Origin of the sequence: Variovorax sp. LG9.2 (assembly GCF_035018885.1) — a bacterium.
Lineage (GTDB): Bacteria > Pseudomonadota > Gammaproteobacteria > Burkholderiales > Burkholderiaceae_C > Variovorax.
This window is the reverse complement of sequence record NZ_JASJXB010000001.1, coordinates 1-17,280: the sequence shown is the minus strand read 5'-3', so window position 1 is coordinate 17,280 and position 17,280 is coordinate 1. Positions and strand designations below refer to the sequence as shown.

15 protein-coding genes and 2 pseudogenes are annotated in these 17,280 nt (G+C 59.2%); 12 read left to right on the top strand and 5 right to left on the bottom strand.

Features of this window, described 5'->3' with window-relative positions:
- Positions 1-12: 12 nt before the first annotated feature.
- The 7 genes from QN413_RS00085 (at position 13) to QN413_RS00055 (ending at position 6,124) form a co-directional block, all read left to right on the top strand.
- Positions 13-1,221 (top strand): tyrosine-type recombinase/integrase, encoded by a 1,209-nt coding sequence (locus tag QN413_RS00085; protein WP_323494661.1) that lies wholly within the window; start codon positions 13-15, stop codon positions 1,219-1,221.
- Positions 1,222-1,226: 5 nt separating this feature from the next.
- Entirely contained in the window at positions 1,227-2,024 is a 798-nt protein-coding gene (locus QN413_RS00080; RefSeq protein ID WP_323494660.1) for a hypothetical protein, read from the top strand.
- 184 nt (positions 2,025-2,208) lie between these two features.
- A complete protein-coding gene (locus QN413_RS00075; RefSeq protein ID WP_323494659.1) occupies positions 2,209-2,412 on the top strand; it encodes a helix-turn-helix transcriptional regulator in 204 nt (67 codons plus the stop codon).
- Positions 2,409-3,437 carry a hypothetical protein gene (locus QN413_RS00070; RefSeq protein ID WP_323494658.1) on the top strand — a complete coding sequence of 343 codons (1,029 nt, stop codon included), beginning with the start codon at positions 2,409-2,411 and terminating at the stop codon, positions 3,435-3,437. Before QN413_RS00075 ends, QN413_RS00070 begins: the two co-directional genes overlap by 4 nt.
- Positions 3,438-3,648: 211 nt before the next feature.
- Positions 3,649-3,984 carry a hypothetical protein gene (locus tag QN413_RS00065; protein ID WP_323494657.1) on the top strand — a complete coding sequence of 112 codons (336 nt, stop codon included), beginning with the start codon at positions 3,649-3,651 and terminating at the stop codon, positions 3,982-3,984.
- 455 nt (positions 3,985-4,439) lie between these two features.
- Positions 4,440-5,471, top strand: coding sequence for a hypothetical protein (locus tag QN413_RS00060; RefSeq protein WP_323494656.1), 1,032 nt, complete (start codon positions 4,440-4,442; stop codon positions 5,469-5,471).
- Between the two features lie 173 nt (positions 5,472-5,644).
- The gene (locus QN413_RS00055) at positions 5,645-6,124 is read left to right on the top strand and encodes a 3'-5' exonuclease (protein WP_323494655.1); all 480 of its coding nucleotides are present in this window, start codon (positions 5,645-5,647) and stop codon (positions 6,122-6,124) included.
- Between the two features lie 384 nt (positions 6,125-6,508).
- Here QN413_RS00055 and QN413_RS00050 read toward each other — a convergent pair whose 3' ends face one another.
- A complete protein-coding gene (locus tag QN413_RS00050; RefSeq protein WP_323494654.1) occupies positions 6,509-7,912 on the bottom strand; it encodes a CBASS cGAMP synthase in 1,404 nt (467 codons plus the stop codon).
- Positions 7,913-8,926: a CBASS cGAMP-activated phospholipase gene (locus tag QN413_RS00045; protein WP_323494653.1), complete on the bottom strand. Its 1,014-nt coding sequence runs from the start codon at positions 8,924-8,926 to the stop codon at positions 7,913-7,915.
- Positions 8,927-9,644: 718 nt separating this feature from the next.
- Here QN413_RS00045 and QN413_RS00040 point away from each other — a divergent pair.
- The 5 genes from QN413_RS00040 to QN413_RS00020 all read left to right on the top strand — a co-directional run bounded on the left by QN413_RS00040 (position 9,645) and on the right by QN413_RS00020 (position 15,322).
- Positions 9,645-10,121 carry a hypothetical protein gene (locus QN413_RS00040; RefSeq protein WP_323494652.1) on the top strand — a complete coding sequence of 159 codons (477 nt, stop codon included), beginning with the start codon at positions 9,645-9,647 and terminating at the stop codon, positions 10,119-10,121.
- A 92-nt stretch (positions 10,122-10,213) separates the two neighbouring features.
- Positions 10,214-11,065, top strand: coding sequence for a HAMP domain-containing sensor histidine kinase (locus QN413_RS00035; RefSeq protein WP_323494651.1), 852 nt, complete (start codon positions 10,214-10,216; stop codon positions 11,063-11,065).
- Positions 11,066-11,067: 2 nt separating this feature from the next.
- Positions 11,068-11,889 (top strand): response regulator, encoded by an 822-nt coding sequence (locus tag QN413_RS00030; RefSeq protein ID WP_323494650.1) that lies wholly within the window; start codon positions 11,068-11,070, stop codon positions 11,887-11,889.
- Between the two features lie 33 nt (positions 11,890-11,922).
- On the top strand, positions 11,923-12,675 hold the full coding sequence (locus tag QN413_RS00025) for a Crp/Fnr family transcriptional regulator (protein ID WP_323494649.1): 753 nt from the start codon (positions 11,923-11,925) through the stop codon (positions 12,673-12,675).
- Positions 12,647-15,322, top strand: a complete 2,676-nt coding sequence (locus QN413_RS00020; RefSeq protein ID WP_323494648.1) for an HWE histidine kinase domain-containing protein — start codon at positions 12,647-12,649, stop codon at positions 15,320-15,322. Before QN413_RS00025 ends, QN413_RS00020 begins: the two co-directional genes overlap by 29 nt.
- Before the next feature lie 302 nt (positions 15,323-15,624).
- Here the strand turns inward: QN413_RS00020 and QN413_RS00015 are convergent, their stop codons facing one another.
- The 3 genes and pseudogenes from QN413_RS00015 to QN413_RS00005 form a co-directional block, all read right to left on the bottom strand.
- Positions 15,625-16,227: a recombinase family protein gene (locus QN413_RS00015; RefSeq protein WP_323494647.1), complete on the bottom strand. Its 603-nt coding sequence runs from the start codon at positions 16,225-16,227 to the stop codon at positions 15,625-15,627.
- A gap of 219 nt (positions 16,228-16,446) precedes the next feature.
- Positions 16,447-16,596, bottom strand: a pseudogene (locus tag QN413_RS00010) (IS5/IS1182 family transposase); the annotation flags it as partial.
- Positions 16,597-17,055: 459 nt separating this feature from the next.
- Positions 17,056-17,280, bottom strand: a pseudogene (locus tag QN413_RS00005) (hypothetical protein); the annotation flags it as partial.

Below are 17,280 nucleotides of genomic sequence, written 5' to 3'. Positions count from 1 at the left end.
GATACCGTCAATATGCCACTTACTGATATCGAGTGCCGCTCCGCAAAGCCTTCTGATAAGCCTAAAAAGCTCGCTGACGAAAAGGGCTTATATTTATTAATCAAGCTTGCGGGCAAATACTGGCGCTGGGATTACCGCTTTGCGGGAAAACGTCAGACCATGGCACTGGGTGTCTATTCAGAAGTCGATCTGAAGACCGCAAGAAAGCGCAGGGACGCAGGTCGCCTCGAGCTTGGTGAGGGGAGAAACCCCATGGTTGGTCGCATTGCCGCCAAACGTGCCTTGTCCAACGAGCATGCAAATACCTTTGAAGGCGCCGCTAGAGTTTGGCTCGCTTACAAAGGAGCTTCGTGGGCGAACGGTACCGCTGCAAAGAATCTTAAGCACTTCACCGCTGACGTTTTTCCTTACATTGGTCAACGTCCTGTCACTCACATCGAGGCTTCCGAACTCGAGGCCGTTCTCAAACGCGTGGCAAGTCGTGGATCGGTCTATACCGCCGGCCGCATCAAGGAAATGTGCAGCCAAGTGTTCCGCCATGCGATCGCGACGCGCGTTGCGACACGCAACCCGGCAGCCGAGTTGCTGGGTTCCGTAGCTGCTCCCAAAGTCCAACACCGCCCAGCACTGACTTCACCTCGAGAGTTTGGTCAATTTTTGCGAGACTTGCGAGGTTATGGGGCTGCTGATGAAGTCACGCGCCTAGCCACTTGGTTTGCGTTGCTGACCTTCGTTCGCTCCCGCGAATTGAGATTCGCGCGGTGGGCCGAGATAGATGTTGACGGTCGCGAGTGGCGCATTCCAGCCGCGCGCATGAAGATGAACAAAGCCAGCAATCAACATCATGTCGTACCGCTCTCACCGCAAGCGATGGAAGTCCTTGAGCAACTGAAGCCGATCAGCGGACGGTACGCAAATATGTTCATCAATACATATGGTCCCGATGGATTTATGAGCGAAAACACAATCGGGCGAATGCTGATCCGCATGGGTTATCAAGGAAAACAAACGCTCCACGGCTTCCGAGCAAGCGCGCGAAGCATGTTGTCGGAACGAGGGTGGTCGGTTGCAGCCTTAGAAGCTCAGCTTGACCATACCGAGCGCAACAAGGTAGTCGCGGCGTACGCCCGCAGCGACCATCTTGCAGAGAGGCGAAAACTCATGAATGACTGGGGCGCACTCGTCTCACAACTCGAGCAAAGACCTGTTCCGGAGCGGTAAGAATCATGCCGCACCAAACACTTGCGCAATCATCGTCAGACCTTGCTACTTCACAGGCTTCGGATCTACGTTTAACCCCGCCTTTGCAAGAAATCGAGCAGATTTTTGCTGCGCCCGCGCTCAGACCTGTGCTGCAAGTAGTTCAGATCGCCGCGCTTGCTGGAGGAATGCGTCTTGGTCAGAAGGCTGTTGAGCGCCGCATAAAGAAAGATGCTGCGTGGGCGCGAGGCTTTGACCGAATAGTGAAAGACATTGTTGGAGTGGTGTATCCGAGCCGCCAAACCGGAAAAATTTACTTTGATCCTTCGGACCCGCACAACGCTGCGCGAGCGGGAGACATTGAGAAGTTGAAGCTCCTAAGAGTCGACGTCGCCGATGCACTTGCATTCTTGATCGGTCGCTACCGAGTCGAGGAGGTGCCAAATCTGATCAGGCGGCTTCACGACTATCACGTCGGTGCAAGGGCGCTGCGGCCACCGATCAACCAGATCGGCAAGCCCATCGAGTCGGAGGCCACGCTCACCGCTGAGGCGCTACCTCAACTCCGAAAGTCTTATAAGAGTCCTAAAAAACAAGATGCGGCCATCACCACTAAACACGATCGAAATTTGCTGTTCCTCTTCTACATGATGGTTGAAACAGAAGATGGTTGGTTTGGGGGAACCACATTACAGAAAGAAGCCGTACTTAAGGGCCTACAAGGTCGGATCGAGGCTTTCAATGTCAGCCGGTACGGCCTCAAGAGCGAGCGCATCGAGAAATGGCTAGACCTTGCCCAGCACGAGTTCCCGAAGAGGCTCTGAGATACGGAAGATGAGCCGCCGCAAATTCATGACCAATTCACCATAAGTTCAACCGAACCAAGCAAAAAGCCCCCGCAAACTTCGATCCATCGCGATGCGGATGGGTTCGACGGGACTCATCAAAAGTTATCCAAACAACTTTTCATGAGGAGCCCAAGTGGCAACATATTTTCAACAAGCGCTCTTGCGCAAGCCCGAGGTCATCAAACGTCTCGGTATCTCGAACAGCACGTTCTACGCGCGCATCCGTGACGGCTCTTTTCCACCGGGTGTGCCTGTTGGCCCACGCTTGAAGGCATGGCCTGCCAACGAGGTGCAAAAGTTTATCGACAACTGCATTGCGGCTCGTGATGTGGCATTGATCAACAAGGCAAAGGTGTCGAAGTGAAAAAGATCCTTCGCCAGAACCGGCCCTCGACTGATTCTTGCCATGTACCAAAGCAAGCGGAATCATTGATCCAAGCTATCTCACAAGATCAGGGGCGCCGTCAGAAAGTTTCGCAGAAAAAACTCACGCCTATGCAAGTAGCGCTGTCGCAGATGAGCCCCGTTAAAGAGGTGTTGCTTGTCCACTGCGACGAAGCTTCTGTGATGTATGTGCGCGATATGTACATAGACCAGGTCAGCCGTCAACAATCGAAGACTGGACTCTTGATGCCGACGGTCCATAAGGTGACTTCGTTTTACGCTGGCCCTCCTCGCCAGATCGAAGTGATGCGGAAGCTCTTCGACTCTCAGTCCGATGCGAGCGCGAATATGCCAGTCAGCTTTGAAGGCAAAAGCAAGTACGGCGAACACGACCTGCTCAGTGACGAGGGCGTCAACACGCTACGCCCGTATATCGGGGTTCCAAACAGTTGCACGGTCTTCGAGCAGCGCATCACTCCCGATCGTGTTCAACGGACGATGGATAACCTGAAGGAAATACGCATGATCGCCGCAAGCGCGAACAGCTTCGTGATCCCCATCTTGGTGGGCTACAGCGGCATCGTAGATGACTCGTGGCAGCGCGTCGCGGATGAAGTGGTCGAGATCCGCAAGTGCGAATCTGGTCCCGGTGAGGAGTTCGCGTTTTCCATCGATTGTCACAGTCTGCGCATCTTCAGTGCCTATGGCGCCGGAACTCAAATGTGCTCGATGCGGACGGGCGAGAACCGACTTCAGCGCAAGTACGAGACCTTCCTGTCCGCGGACGCACACGAGCGCGCGTACTGGAAGCTTCGCTACTGGGGTAACTTTTCCAACATCCAAATTGCCACGGAGTTCAAAGTCGCTCGCAGCACAGTCGACCGTATCGTCCACAAGTTGGGGGGGCCGCGAGATGGCTCGTTGACGGATGAGTGGATCGCCGACGCGCGTCGTCTGTTTGGGCTCGACGCGAAGGCCTTCACCACTGCTCAGAAGGACGCGTAGAGCCTTCGGAGCGTGCACCCCTTGCGCAGAGTGCGCTCTGTGCTCGCGACGCGCTTCGCGCTCGGTGTGCGCGAAGCGCTCTTTCCAGCACCGGGCGGGTATTTGCGCAACCAGCGAAACGGGCGCAATCAACAACCGGCCAGCCACCAGCCGTAACGGCTGACTATTCATCGAGTACGCCGGCTTATCGGCGAATCCCGAAGGCCTCCCCATGCGCGTCAGAGTCGGTACCCACGTGTTTCGCATCGTCTACGGTTACGACCGAATCACCATCTGGTTCGACCGCTCGCATTTGCCCGGGCGGTTGACGCTGCTCAACCGGTATTGCCGACATCTAAAGGTCGAAGTTCGGCAGATGCGCAAGAACCCCCTGTGGAAGCTGAAGATGGAAGTGTTCCAGCCATCCCCGCGCTTCTTCAACGACGGTCCTGATTTCGCACATCGAGCCCGCACCCCGCTCAGTGTGAATGAGCGGCGGCGCGGTGGTAGTCGCGAAGTGGCGGTCGAAGCCGGTGGCACTAATAAGAGAGTAAATGGATGGTGGTGAGAGAGATAGAACATCTACGCCGCATACAGCATGTACTACATGTATAGGGTGAACATCATGGTGATGAACTTGATGGATAGGCCCGATCAACCCCTTCTTTCGTCACTGCCATGAAGCTCATGCACCGCATGGTCGCCATGTATGTCGACGTTCATTCGCACTCAGAGGCCATGCCCGACATGCCTGCATTCGTCACCGACTTCCCACTCGCCAATCGCACTCAGCGACCGTGTAAATAGATTTGCATCCGCAGCACTGATCCTGCGCGAACCCATGTGCAGCTTGCACTGCGCGACCGATCCGGTCGTCGTGGATTGCGGAGCTTTGCCCCCGCGCGCGTTCGACGTGCATGAGATGCGCTAGCTGGCAGCCGCCGCCACAAAACGGCGGTCTGTCTTCATCAATCGAACTCTGATATTGATATGAAACTCAAACCCATCGTCCACTTGCCCATCGTGGACAAGATCGCGTACCTCCTGGCCTGGGGCATGGACCCCGAAGACGACGCTGACCACTTGCTGGCCCAAGCTCGCAAACGACTGAACTCGGCAATCGAACACAGGCGCTGCGAAATCGCCTATCCGCGCGGCCAGCGGTACAAGCTGAACTTCAACGTGCTCCTTGGCAGCCGTAGGATCCTGGTGCAGATCGGTGCGCTTCAAGCTCGCCAGAAGGGCGGCATGCGGGTGTGCCTCAACCCCAGCAAGTTCGAGCCGGACGATATTCAGCTTCTGCACCGGACGTTGCGCCGCATCGTCGGCCGCAGGTATTACGACCGGCTCATGATGACCCCGCTCTTGAACGTTCTGCACATCGCCGTGGACATCGAGAACGTCTGCTTGAGTCGCACGCTTGTGCGCTACAAACACGGTCAGCGGATGACGGTCTTCGGCAAAATCATCAACCAGCGCTCCGGTCTCGTTGAGACCATGAACTTCGGCAGCGTTACCTCTGACTATCAGACCACCGTCTACGACAAGCGCACCGAGCGCATTCACGACGCGCTTCAAGCACTTCTTCGCGATAAGGGCGCGGACGATTCGTTGAAAGCCAACCGTGTGCGGCAATTGAAGGCGGAACTGGGTCGTGCGCCGACGATACGCGTCGAAATCCGTGGCCAGAAACTGCATAGCCGCCCGTTGGCCGATCTGGCGCTGTTGCGCAACGACTTCACGCGCTTTGAGTTCGTGGCGCTCGGCGGCGGCAGCGACCCGCAAAAACCGATGAGCTTGGTGTTGCGCGCATTCATCGCCATGGTCTACCAGTTCGGTCTTAAGCCGGCACTCGCGGCGTTCAAGCACACCAAGAAAGCGCGGGTCATTCATCGGCTGTGGCGCGAGCGGCAGAGTCGCTGGTGGAAGCCCGAAAGTATGTGGTCGCACGTGCCTGATGCTGTGCGGGCCACGGGCTTGTTCCATGACACTGCCTACGGAGCAGTTCAACCCGTCGCTACGCTTACAACTCCGCCGGCGGTACGTCGCCGCTAGAAGGAATTTTTCTTACGACAGCCATCGAGCCCGCTCCACGGCCGGCACGCGCTCCGCACTCAGTTGCGGGCTCGCTGCCGGCTTTTTCATTTGTATTGCCGAGGTAACGCGAGCCACCATTCTCGCGAGCCAGCCGCGTCCAAAAACGCTTTTAAAAAACTAGCGGAACTCGCGTGCCAACCCTTAGTCCGGCACACGAAAGTCATCCAGTTTCCCTTCGCAGCCGTCGCAGCCAAGCTCGGCGCCGGCCAGACCGCCGCGGAGCCGGCAAATCCGGCCGCCAGCGCGCTTTCCGCGCTCGCCAATGGCTCCATAGCGGCATCGCACGCCAGCGCCACCATGGCCGCCTATGTGCTCGACCTAAAAATGTTCCAGTCGGCCGGGCGCGCAGTTTCGGCCACCCCGGCGCAGACCGTGGATTCCTCCTCGGTGTCGCCGACGGCCAGGTGCCGAACTATCTAGCGCGGAACGACGAACGGACACTGATCGAAGGCCGCAACTTGCTTCACGTCGCGATCACGCGCCCGCGCGAGACAGCGCGCTTGTACTTTGCGCCGATCAACCACGCGCGTAGCTACCAGCGCTTCGACAAGTTGAGCCGGTATCTGATGCGGCCGGAAGTGCTGAGCCGCTTTGATCTTGAACACCGCTGACAAGTTGATCAAGCTCGCCTTGGAAGCGGCATCAGGAACGGGCTTGGTATCCGTTCGTCAGTCGCTAGTGCGGCTAATTTCAAGCATCGAAACTCTCGCCGAAGCGCAACTTCTTCGGTTACGGCAATGGCATCTTCACGTAACGCCTCCAAGCAGCCGAAACAGCAAGCGCCGGCTTGTTCTAAAAGTTATCGGCGATCGCCTTATCGCGAGCCCACCCATGTCGTGCGCATCCCTGAATCGCTCCTGCCCAAAGTCCGCACGATGCTCGACGAGATGAAAAGCGACGTCAACGACAGCGCCTGGCTTGATCGCTAGGCGCTCGCGAACAGCGCAAAACCAATTGCAGTTGCATCCGCGATCGCCTGCACCGGGCTACTCTACTCAGCGCCTGCGAATGAAGCTCCTGAGCTTTGTGTACGCTGGACGCGGTGGGTTTCTTGCAACATGGCGAACCTCACGGATCATCACCGGCACCCTCCTGAGCGCATAGACCTGGCCGTTCTGTCGAACTACGCAGTCCATGAAGTGCCTCCCCACATAAGCGGTGTGCTCGTTTGCCGACAGAAGCTTCATGCCGACCTGCCGATGTCCGAGGTCACTTCGCACGTCGGCGTCCTCGCCTTCATTTCTCACAGTCCATTCCACCGTCGCGTATTCGGGAACGACGTGAGGGTTGACGATCCGAAATGCCAAATCGCAATTTTTGGCGACACCAGGCACCTCATTTCGATGTCTTGAGATGAATGCCTTGGGATTGCGGGAATAGACCTCGATGTCGATCTCTGGCAGTTGCATAACGGCACGTCCGGACGCCTCGTCCACGATCTCGACTTCGCCTGCCTCCGGCAGCGGCATCAGAAACGAAAATGCTTCTGACCAGATCAGGGCAGCGGCGGCTTCATCGACGGAATCGTCTGCGCGTTCGGCTATGTCGCGCAGGTTCCCCAAGCGGGGAAGAAAGCCATCCCAGTCTTCTGCCGACATGCGATTGATGCTCTCGCTCTCATCGACAGGATTGTTGACCGCCCTGTCAGCGAAAAGCCGGTCGTGGACAGCCTTGATGACCGAGATCAGTGCGTCGTCGTCAGCGAAGGCGAGCAAGCGGCGCGCCCATAGTCCTTGATAGGCCTCGGTAGCAACGACCGTGAGCAAGATCGACGATGGCCGCGAACTCGGAACGTCGTCGAATGACACAGCAGCCCACGCCTTCAGATAGCGCACGAGCCGCCTTAGCTGCTCGCGGTCACCGGCAGGCACCGCAGCCTTGAACCACTTGTAGATCGCCTTGGGATCGCTGGCTTCCCACTTGTCCGAGAGACAGGCCAGTCGGCGATGATCCCGCTTCGGATCAAGGTGATAGACCGGTGTGTCGATATGAAACTGCCGCACATAGGAGACCCGCGAGCACCGTTCTTTTGGCGCCTCGACGGTGTGCAGGTCTTCGCACGTCCTCGCGTACGTCACGATCTCAGCCTGCACCCAATCGCGCAGTTGTCGCGGTGTGGGCTCGATGTCTTCGCTCTTGTCCCACTGAAAGTACACGCCAACGTCAACGTCGTATTCCTCGGCGGGGCGTACCGGTTTAATCAGCGTCGCGTACTTGTACGAGCCCTGCAACCAAGTAGATACAGGATAGCCATGCCGGGCACTCAAAACCTGACGCAGATGATCGGCAACGGCGTTCCAGTGCGTCTGCAAGAACTGCCGCTGCTCGGCGGTTGGCGTCACCCTGGAAATCAGCGTCTGGTCTGCGGCACCGTTGAAAAGTCCTGCGGCATGTCCCATCTATTTGCCCTTGATTAGGTTGAGTTGAGGCTGGTGCCGCAAGTAGCTGTCTAGGCGATTACCGATGGCATCCGTTGCTGTCTTCTTGGCCAGGGCAAGGAGCGTTCTCTTCGCGGCGTCGCTCGCGACGTCAAGGCCCAGGTCTCCGGCCTGCTGCTGCGACGGTTCGTGGTCAAGACGGAGGTACTGGCCTCCCATCCTGTGCGCAACGATCTGGTCGACGAATTGCTGTTGGGCGGAGATGATCACGGAGAACAGTCGCTGATCTTCCATCCAATCGCCGATGCCGAATTGACGCCCGGCGCCGAACGAAATCGAGTAGCTCCTGGTCGTGGTCCCGATGCTCAGCAAGCGCTGCGCTTCAATTGGAACGCCAAAGAAATGCTCAGCCTCATGCACCGCCACGAGATCAGGGGCATTTGCGAAGAGGCCGCCGTCCGCGTACAAACTGCCGTCGATCTCGGCAAGCTCGAAGAACGTTGGCGCGGCCGATGTCGCCAGGGCGACGTCGACAACCTTGTAACGCCAGTCCCGGTTCCATTCCGCACGATGGCGCGTCTTGAACACCTGCGGCTGTCCCTGCGTCAGGTTGACAGCAGGGATCGCGACCGGGTGCAGCGCATCGCCAAGGATCGCGTCCTTGTCGATGAGCCGGTTGATAGCTTCTCGCAGCGGAACGGTCGAGTAGCGAGGACGGGACTTGTATTTGAAGAGATCAACGCCTTTACCCCACACGGTCGCCGGCGCATCATGCAACGGGAAGATTTCAGAGCCGTACTTCACAAACACGTCAACGACATCCTTCATAGGGACCTCAAACGCCACTGCGAGCGCCACGATTCCGCCGATAGACGTTCCCGACGTCAGGTCGAAGCGACGACCGATCGGCTCTCCGACATGCTCTTCAATCGCTTGGAGAACGCTCGCGGTGAACAATCCACGAAAACCGCCGCCCGTGAGCGCCAGCGATTGAAACGGACGTGCTGCTGACCAATTCGCGAGGGGTTCGGGCATGATTATTCCGGTTTGGGTGGAGCAGGCAATGAAGCTGGGGCAAGCCATGGGTGGACGGGATGAACGACAGCGCCTGGCTCGATCTGTAGTCAGCGTCATGGGGGCACTGGATCTAACAGCGCTCACCGTTGCTGCAAATTCCGATCATCTCGATCCCTGTTTCAATGGAGTGGTCGGCAGGTGTTATGAACCGCATCAGACTGGGTGCCGATGTTCGATTGAAAGTTGCAGATGACACAAAGGGCCCTGACCGGCCGTCAATCCTGTGGCAGCATCCGCCGCCCTTTGCTGCCATTCATGTCGTTGATTCAGACGGCAAATAGCGGTCGACCGCGGCGTGAGCCCGTCACTCTGATGCTGCGTATTACGAGACGCCCATTCCGATACCAGCGCGGTTCTCAATCGATGCACTCACCCGTCATCCGCTCGTGCACCCGCGTTCCCCTCTGATAGGCAGCATGCGCAACACCGCGATGTGCTCCGGGCGAAGCGCGAGCGCACTGCTTGCCTCGGACAACTGGCGGATACGGTGTAGGAAAACATGCCGTCATAAGTTAACCGGCGCACAGACGGCTGACTCCCCGGTGCTTACATTCACCGACCCTAACAGCCCATCCGCCTTTGCCATGTACACAAACCTCATCACACCCATGGCGGCCCTTGAACGAATCGTAATGTTCGACGAGTAGCACGGCGATTGAAGCGTACGACCTGATCCATGAATCCGTTGCAGCGCGCCAGGTGGCAACTCGCCGTACTCAGCGAACTCGCCCAGACCGGTTTCATGTACCTTGCGCCAGTGCTCGATGAGAGCAGAGACGTGCTCGACTTCAGGTGGTTGGAGGCTTCGCCCACATCGACGCAGGCACTCGGGTGCTCGGCCAAAGATTTGGTCGGTCGATCCTTGAAGCAGGTCTTGGCGGAGTGCGGGATTCGCCTCTCGATGATGGCTGCCTGCCGGTCTGCCTTCCTCGAGCAGTGTTCACGAGTCGAGCACGTGGAGGGAAAAGATGGATTGGCACTGCACCAGATATCACCATCACGCTGGGAATTGACCATCAAAGTCACCAACCAAGCGGCAGTCGAACGCGTCTTGTCGGCGCAGCGTGTACTCAGTCAGCTCGAATCGAAGGATCGATACTCACTCCAGGGTGGATCTCTCCGCACCAGCACGCCGTGGTCACCGAGCAGGTAAAGACATCTTGGACGGCGTCAGCATCACTTTTGCCCATCAGTGATCTACGTACACACAGCTCTGACGATCCGCGTCGCGGCGTCAACGGTACGATGAAGCTTGATTCACCCAAAGAAGGCCGCCATGCCGCAGCAAGGCCGATACAGCGCGACGCAGACCTGCCGACTCTGGACTCCGCGCTGATGGAATCCGAAGAGTTGGCTCCGGCGCATGTTGATGATCCCTTGCGCGAAATGGCGCTGAAGCTCAGGACCGCCGAAGACGCGCTTGCACAGGCCCTGCGCACTCATTCAGAGTTTTTGTGGGCCATGGGCCATGCTCTGCGGTCGCCTCTGACTGCCATTCTCGGCTTCGCCGAACTCATGGACGCCGGGATGCCAGCGCCGACTTCGCGCCAGAAGAACGGCTTGGAACAGATCCTCAAAGCAGGCTGGGTTCTGCTGGCTTTGATCGACGAGATTCTTGATGCATCGCTGCTCGAGTCCGGCAAACTGCAGTTGCAGATGGAACGTCTCTCGCTTGAAGAGGTGCTGCGCGAATGCGAAGCGCTGGCTAGACCTTTGGCACGCCAAAACGATGTCGACATGGTGTTCGCATGGCCAGCGCCGACCCTCTTCGTCATGGCTGATCGCGCACGGCTGCGGCAGATTCTCATGACTCTCGTTGGCCATGCGCTGTCGCACAGCGGCGCCGCTGGCACCGTGCATGTGAGCTGTCACCAATGCGCAGATGGCTGTCTTCGTGTGAATTTTCGGGATACAAGCTGCGGCCGGTCGGTCGCGTGGTTGACCCACGCTGACCCAGCCAACCACATCAAACTGATCGTCAGCCAGCAACTGGCTGGGTATATGGGCGGCGCGATCGTGACTGAAACCATTGCCAGCCCGACCGGCAATGTCAACGCCTACTGGCTCGAATTGAACGCAGGAGGGCTCACCCCATGACAATGGACCAAAACATCCTCGCCGCCAGCATTCTCATCGTGGACGACCAGGCAGCCAATGTGGAGGTGTTGCGCCTCTTATTGGGCGACGCGGGCTACACAAAGGTCAGCACCACGCTTGATCCGGTGAAGGTCTGCTCCCTGCACCACCGACATTCCTACGACCTGATCCTGTTGGACCTCGAAATGCCCGGTCTCGACGGCTTTGGCGTGATGCAGGAGCTGAAGCGCAACGTGCCGGACAGCTACCTGCCGGTCATTGTGCTTACCGCCCAGCCTGGCCACAAGCTCCGCGCTTTGCAGGCCGGAGCCAAAGACTTCATCAGCAAGCCGTTCGACTTTTTGGAGGTCAAGACGCGCATTCACAACATGCTCGAAGTGCGACTTCTGTACCGTAAGCTGGAAGGCTACAACGCTGAGCTGGAGCTGGCTGTGCAGGAGCGGACAACAGAGCTGCGCGAGAGCGAAGCGCGCTATCGCAGCCTCACCGAGATGGCTTCGGACTGGTATTGGGAGCAGGACGAACGCGGGAACTTCAGGAGCGTCTCGGGGCCGGTGATGGAGATTCTGGGCCTGCGCGCTGAATCACAGGCTGATGCCAGGGGCGATGCTGCGCGATGGTCCGGCGGTTGGGACGAAAACGAGCGCACGGCGGTGCAAACCTGCGTCACCGCCCGCCTGCCCTTTGTAGACCTTGTCGTCCACCGTACCCAGGTCAGTGGCCAGCGCCAGCAGTTCCGCGTGAGCGGCCGGCCGATGTTCGACTCCAGGTGCCGCTTCGTCGGTTACCGCGGCACTGGCGTTGAATTCATGCCGAGCAGCTAGTAAGCGCTCCACCGCGCCTCGTTTATCCAATGCATGTCACTTGACCACACCCCCCGCCAGAATCTTCTGCTGGCGGCCCTGCCCGCCGAGGAGTTTCGCGCCATTGAAGCCAATCTCGAGCTCGTACCAATGTCGCCCGGTGAAATGGTTTTCGAGCCTGGCAAAGTCTTGCGCCATGCGTACTTTCCCACTACGGCGGTGGTCTCGCTGCATTACGTGGGCAGAAGCGGGGAGACGGCCGAAAGTGCTGGCGTGGGGCGCGAGGGGATAGTCGGTATTGCACTGTTCCTGGGTGGCAAATTCATGCCGAACTCGGCCGTAGTGCAAAACGGCGGCTACTGCTACCGGATGGCTCGCGAGCCGCTGGCGCAAGCTTTTGCAAGCGCTGGGGCGCTGCGCCCCGTACTGCTGCGCTACACGCAGGTGTTGATCGCGCAAATCGGCCAGACAGCGTTTTGCTACCGCTTCCATACCGTGGAGCAGCAGCTAAGCCGTTGGCTGCTGTCGACCGCCGACCGTGTGCCGCCAGGAGAGATGATGATGACGCAGGAACTGGTGGCGGGCCTGCTCGGCGTGCGCCGCGAAAGCATCAGCGAAGCTGCCAGCAAGTTGCAGGACGGCGGCTACATCCGCTACCGCCGTGGAAACATCTCCATTCTTGACCCGGCGGGGCTGGAAGCACGGGCCTGCGAGTGCTACGCCGTGGTGAGGGCGGAAATCCAGCGTCTACTACAGCGCGCACCGGCGGTCGCTGGCAATGCACACTTGCAAGGCCACCATGTCTGAAAGCAACGCCATGTCAATCGCCACGAGCGCCAACACCGACGCCACCACCATCACAGCCTCCGACATCAACAACTGCGACCGCGAGCCCATTCACATTCCCGGCGCGATCCTGCCGCACGGCGTGCTGCTGGTGCTGGACAGGGACACGCTGGAAGTGCTTCAAGCCGCCGGCGACCTGCCCGGCCTGCTGGGCAAATCGCTGCACGATCTTCTGGGCAAAAGTGCCGACACTGTGTTGAACCCAGCGCAGACCGCTCGCTTGCGTCGCCTTAGCGCGGAGCAGGCGCTGACCACACCGCGTCACCTGCTGGACCCCGCGATGCGTGTGCACGCCGACATGCCGCTGGACGCGAGCCTGCATCGCTGCGGCGACACATTGGTGCTGGAGTTCGAGGCCGCCGACATCGGCGACCCCTTCGCCTCTGACCCGCTGGCCGCCGTGCAGGACATGGTCCAGGGCTTCGACGCCACGCCTTCTTTGCGGGCACTGTGCCAACTGGCTGCCGAGCGCGTGCGTGAGGTGGCCGTCTATGACCGCGTTTTGGTTTATCAATTCATGCAAGACGGCTCGGGCTGGGTGATTGCTGAAAGCCGCGAGCCGCATTTGGAGCCTTTTCTCGATTTGCACTACCCGGCGGCCGACATCCCGCAGCAAGCGCGCGCGTTGTACCTGAAGAACTGGCTGCGGCTCATCACCCAGGTCAACTACGACCCTGCGCCGCTGACGCCGTCGCTCAATCCTCGCACCGGCCTGCCGCTCGACATGAGTCAAGCCATCCTGCGCGATGTGTCACCCATTCACCGCGAGTACCTCCGCAACATGGGCATCGACGCGTCGATGTCCATCTCCATCATTCACGGTGACAAGTTGTGGGGCCTGATCGCCTGCCACCATTACAGCCCGCGGCGGCTTCCGCGACACCTGCGAGCGGTGTGCGAACTGTTCGGCTCGATGTTTTCCTTGCAACTGGAAGTCCGTGAAAAGGCGCATCAATTCGAGCTGCGGCTGGCCAGCCGCACGGTACTGCAAAGCCTGATGCTCAACCTGGCTGGCGCTGACGACTACGCCGACGGCCTGACGCAGCAGTCTCCCAACCTGCTGGACTACATTTACAGCGGCAGTGGCATGGACTCCGGAAAGAAGGGCGGGGTCGCCGTCTGTGTGAAAGGTCAGCTTACCTATTTGGGCAGTACGCCCGGCGAGGCGCAGATAAGGCAGCTGGTGAGCTGGCTGGACGGGTACATGCCGCAGACCACCGGGATCTACGCCACCGACAGGCTGGGTGACGTCTGGGCGCCGGCAAAGGAATTCGCCGCCTTGGCCTCCGGCCTGCTCGTCATATCGGTGTCCGACAACCTCTCGGACTACATCATCTGGTTCCGCCCCGAGATCGTGGCACGCTTCAAATGGGCGGGTCCCCCAGGCAAGGAGCTAGTGCCAGGCCCGCATGGCGACCGGCTGACTCCGCGCAAGTCCTTCGAGGTCTGGCGCGAAACCATCGTTGGCCGCAGCATGCCCTGGACATCGGCCGACAACCAAGCGGCCTTTGATCTGCGACTGTCATTGCTGCACGTGGTGTTGCGCCGCATCAACGCCGCCGCGCTGGAGCGCAAGAAAGCGGCGGATCGTGACCGCCTGCTGATGGCCGAACTGGACCACCGCGTCAAGAACACGCTCGCCAACATCCAGGCACTGGTGGTGCAGACCAGCCGCAGCGCCGAAACGCTTACTGGTTTTGTTCAAGGCCTGGACGGACGCATCCAATCCATGGCCAAGGCGCATAGCCTGCTGTCGGAAGCCCGCTGGGAGGGTGTGTCGATCACCCGCCTTTTGCGCGAAGAACTCGAGCCTTTCGGTCAACGCCAAAACGTCGTCACGATTGAAGGCAAGGACCTGATGTTGACGCCCAAGTCGGCGCTGTCGCTGTCGCTCGCAATCCACGAGCTGGTGACGAACGCCGCCAAATTCGGCGCCTTCTCCACACCTGGAGGCACCGTGGTCGTGCGTTGGACACTAGCCGATGACAACGGCATCAGCCTGTCGTGGACCGAAGCCGGTGGCCCGCGGGTGCGACCGCCGTCGCGGCGCGGTTTTGGCTCGACCCTCATCGAGCGTGCCCTGGCCATGGAAACAGGCGGCAGCGCCACGCTGCGATACGAGCCCGCCGGCATCGTCTGCGACGTGTTCCTGCCGCGTTCGTCGGTGCTCAGTCGCGACATCATCACGTCCGCATCAACGCCCGCGGTCCGGCCAGCGCCTCACGCTGGCAGCGGCGAGCGTGCCTATCGAATCCTGGTGGTGGAAGACTCGTTTCTCGTCGTCACGTTGCTTGAAGAGATTTTTGAAGGCCTTGGGTGGCTGTTTGTGGGCCCTGCCACGCGCGTCGTCGATGCGCTGGATCTGGCCAGGACGGGCGACTTCGATGCCGCTCTGCTGGACGTGAACCTCAACGGTGAAATGTCGTGGGAAGTGGCGCGTGTGCTGGCCGAGCGCGGTGTGCCGTTCGTCTTCAGCACGGGCTACAACATGAAGACCGTGCTGCCGGCGGATCTCTCGGGTACGGCCGTCATCAACAAGCCATTCCGAATCAGTGACGTTGAAGACAAGATCAGGGAGACGATCGCCATACGCCGCGCCGGGAAATGATGCTGCCGTACGCCGAAATCAGCTGAATACGCTGCGCGCGGTCGATGCGATGCACGACCAGTCCCCCATACGCCTAGAACATCACCACCTGCTGGAAGCGACCCACGCGGAGTGTGGCGATCCATCTGGACTAGAGTCACAAAACCGGTCGTTCGGGAAGGGCTCCTCAGGGTCGATAGTAGCCCGTCGCTAGTGCCGCATGACCGACCGCAACCGCTGCGAAGCGGGCATTTCGAATGATGGTGTGGGCGGCGGCTGAATGCTCTAAACGACGGTCGAAGATCTAGCGCAGCGAAATTTGATTAGGCTTTGAGGTATTCGTAGACGCTGGCCCTCGAGATGTTCATGGCTTGTGCGATATCGGTTTTCGGCATTCCACGCTCGGCCATCTCGCGCAGCGTGGCAGTGGCACTTGCATCCAGCGATGGCTTGCGGCCTTTGTAGACGCCCTTAGCTTTGGCGATGGCGATACCCTCGCGCTGCCGCTCGCGAATCAGCGCGCGCTCGAACTGGCCGACGGCGCCAAGCATCTGCAGCATCAGCATCGAGTACGCCGCCTTATGCGCGTCATCGCCGACGCCTGGCCGCTGGAACGTGAGGTTTTCCTTCACGAACGTCACGCGCACCCCTTTGGCGGTCAGCGACTCCACCACTTCCTGCAAATCTTTCAACGACCGAGACAGCCGGTCAAAGCTATGCACGTATAGATGGTCTCCATCACGCACGTGCGCGAGCATGGCTTGAATTTGCGGCCGCTTCACGTCTTTGCCACTTGCCTTGTCTGAAAAAGTTTTATCCATATCGAGCCCGTCAAGTTGACGCGCGTCGTTTTGATCCACGCTTGACACACGGACGTAGCCGATCTTTTGCCCGCTGCTAACAGGGAGTTTTTTCTTCGCAGTCACCGGAATGCTCCAAGAGTTAAGTGTCTGGATTAACTCTAAGAGGTAATTTTGAGTTTGTCGATAAATTCCGAAAACCACCCTAGTCAGACGTAATCCGGCGCATCTGAAAGTGTCTGACTAGCGTGTAGCCAATCTGGATGAGATCGCCGACCGGTGCTGCTTGACCGCCGTCCGGTGGAAAATCGCACTGCCACCGATGCGCCGAACCGTCCAAACCGGTTCGTACATGGCCGAGAACCGCTCGTTCATCCTGGCAAGCGCCGCGTTCATCCATGTGCGAATAGGCCGTAGCGGGTGACTAGCGGGCACGAAGTCTTCCAGTCTCACCGTCGAGAACAGACTCTCGTTGCAGCTGTCACTGCCTCGCATCGTCACTTCCCAATCTGCTCAATGTCGCAATTGTTGGGGCGATTTCGGGGTTCTTCTACAGCCTGCTAGCCGGCGTGTTGAGTAGCTGAGCTGCCACCCCATTCTTCGACGCTGTCAGCAGCAAACTCGGGGCTGCGTTACCGTAAACGCGGCCGCGGGCAGACTCTTCTGCGACAACGCACCACTCAGATTCAAAGCCGGCTGCAGCCGTCTGGCGCTACACGTCCCTCAAACCGGTCGCCGAACCAGTCGATCGTCGTCTCGGCGGTGCGCTTGGCAATCGGGACGTGGTCGCCTCCGGCGACTTGCAGGAAGCGAACGGGTTGACCTGCACCGCAAAGCGCTGTCACGAACGAACGAGTCACCGCTGGCGACACGATGAGATCGGCCGAGCCTTGGGCAATCAGTACAGGCTCAGCCCGAAGTCGTCGACACAGATGCAAAGGAAGCGCTCGACGTTCATGGAGTTTCTCCGGTCCACGACGGTGCCGGCTTGCCCGTAGTAAAGCAACGCGCATCCGCGGCCTGCGTTCCATCGAACCGCCACACGGCCGCCTCCTGGTTGTGCGCCGCCAGAACGAAGCGCGGCTCGAGCAGCCAGGGCGACGTGAGAAACGAAGCCGACGAGCCGACGATCCAGGTGCGCTTCGGCATGCAGAGCACGCGCGGGAGATCTTCTCGATT

Bases quoted from the DNA above. Each gene is read 5' to 3' on its own strand.
- QN413_RS00085 (WP_323494661.1), top strand. From the start codon at position 13: ATGCCACTTACTGATATCGAGTGCCGCTCCGCAAAGCCTTCTGATAAG.
- QN413_RS00080 (WP_323494660.1), top strand. From the start codon at position 1,227: ATGCCGCACCAAACACTTGCGCAATCATCGTCAGACCTTGCTACTTCA.
- QN413_RS00065 (WP_323494657.1), top strand. From the start codon at position 3,649: ATGCGCGTCAGAGTCGGTACCCACGTGTTTCGCATCGTCTACGGTTAC.
- QN413_RS00050 (WP_323494654.1), bottom strand. From the start codon at position 7,912: ATGGGACATGCCGCAGGACTTTTCAACGGTGCCGCAGACCAGACGCTG.
- QN413_RS00045 (WP_323494653.1), bottom strand. From the start codon at position 8,926: ATGCCCGAACCCCTCGCGAATTGGTCAGCAGCACGTCCGTTTCAATCG.
- QN413_RS00040 (WP_323494652.1), top strand. From the start codon at position 9,645: ATGAATCCGTTGCAGCGCGCCAGGTGGCAACTCGCCGTACTCAGCGAA.
- QN413_RS00035 (WP_323494651.1), top strand. From the start codon at position 10,214: ATGAAGCTTGATTCACCCAAAGAAGGCCGCCATGCCGCAGCAAGGCCG.
- QN413_RS00030 (WP_323494650.1), top strand. From the start codon at position 11,068: ATGGACCAAAACATCCTCGCCGCCAGCATTCTCATCGTGGACGACCAG.
- QN413_RS00025 (WP_323494649.1), top strand. From the start codon at position 11,923: ATGTCACTTGACCACACCCCCCGCCAGAATCTTCTGCTGGCGGCCCTG.
- QN413_RS00020 (WP_323494648.1), top strand. From the start codon at position 12,647: ATGCACACTTGCAAGGCCACCATGTCTGAAAGCAACGCCATGTCAATC.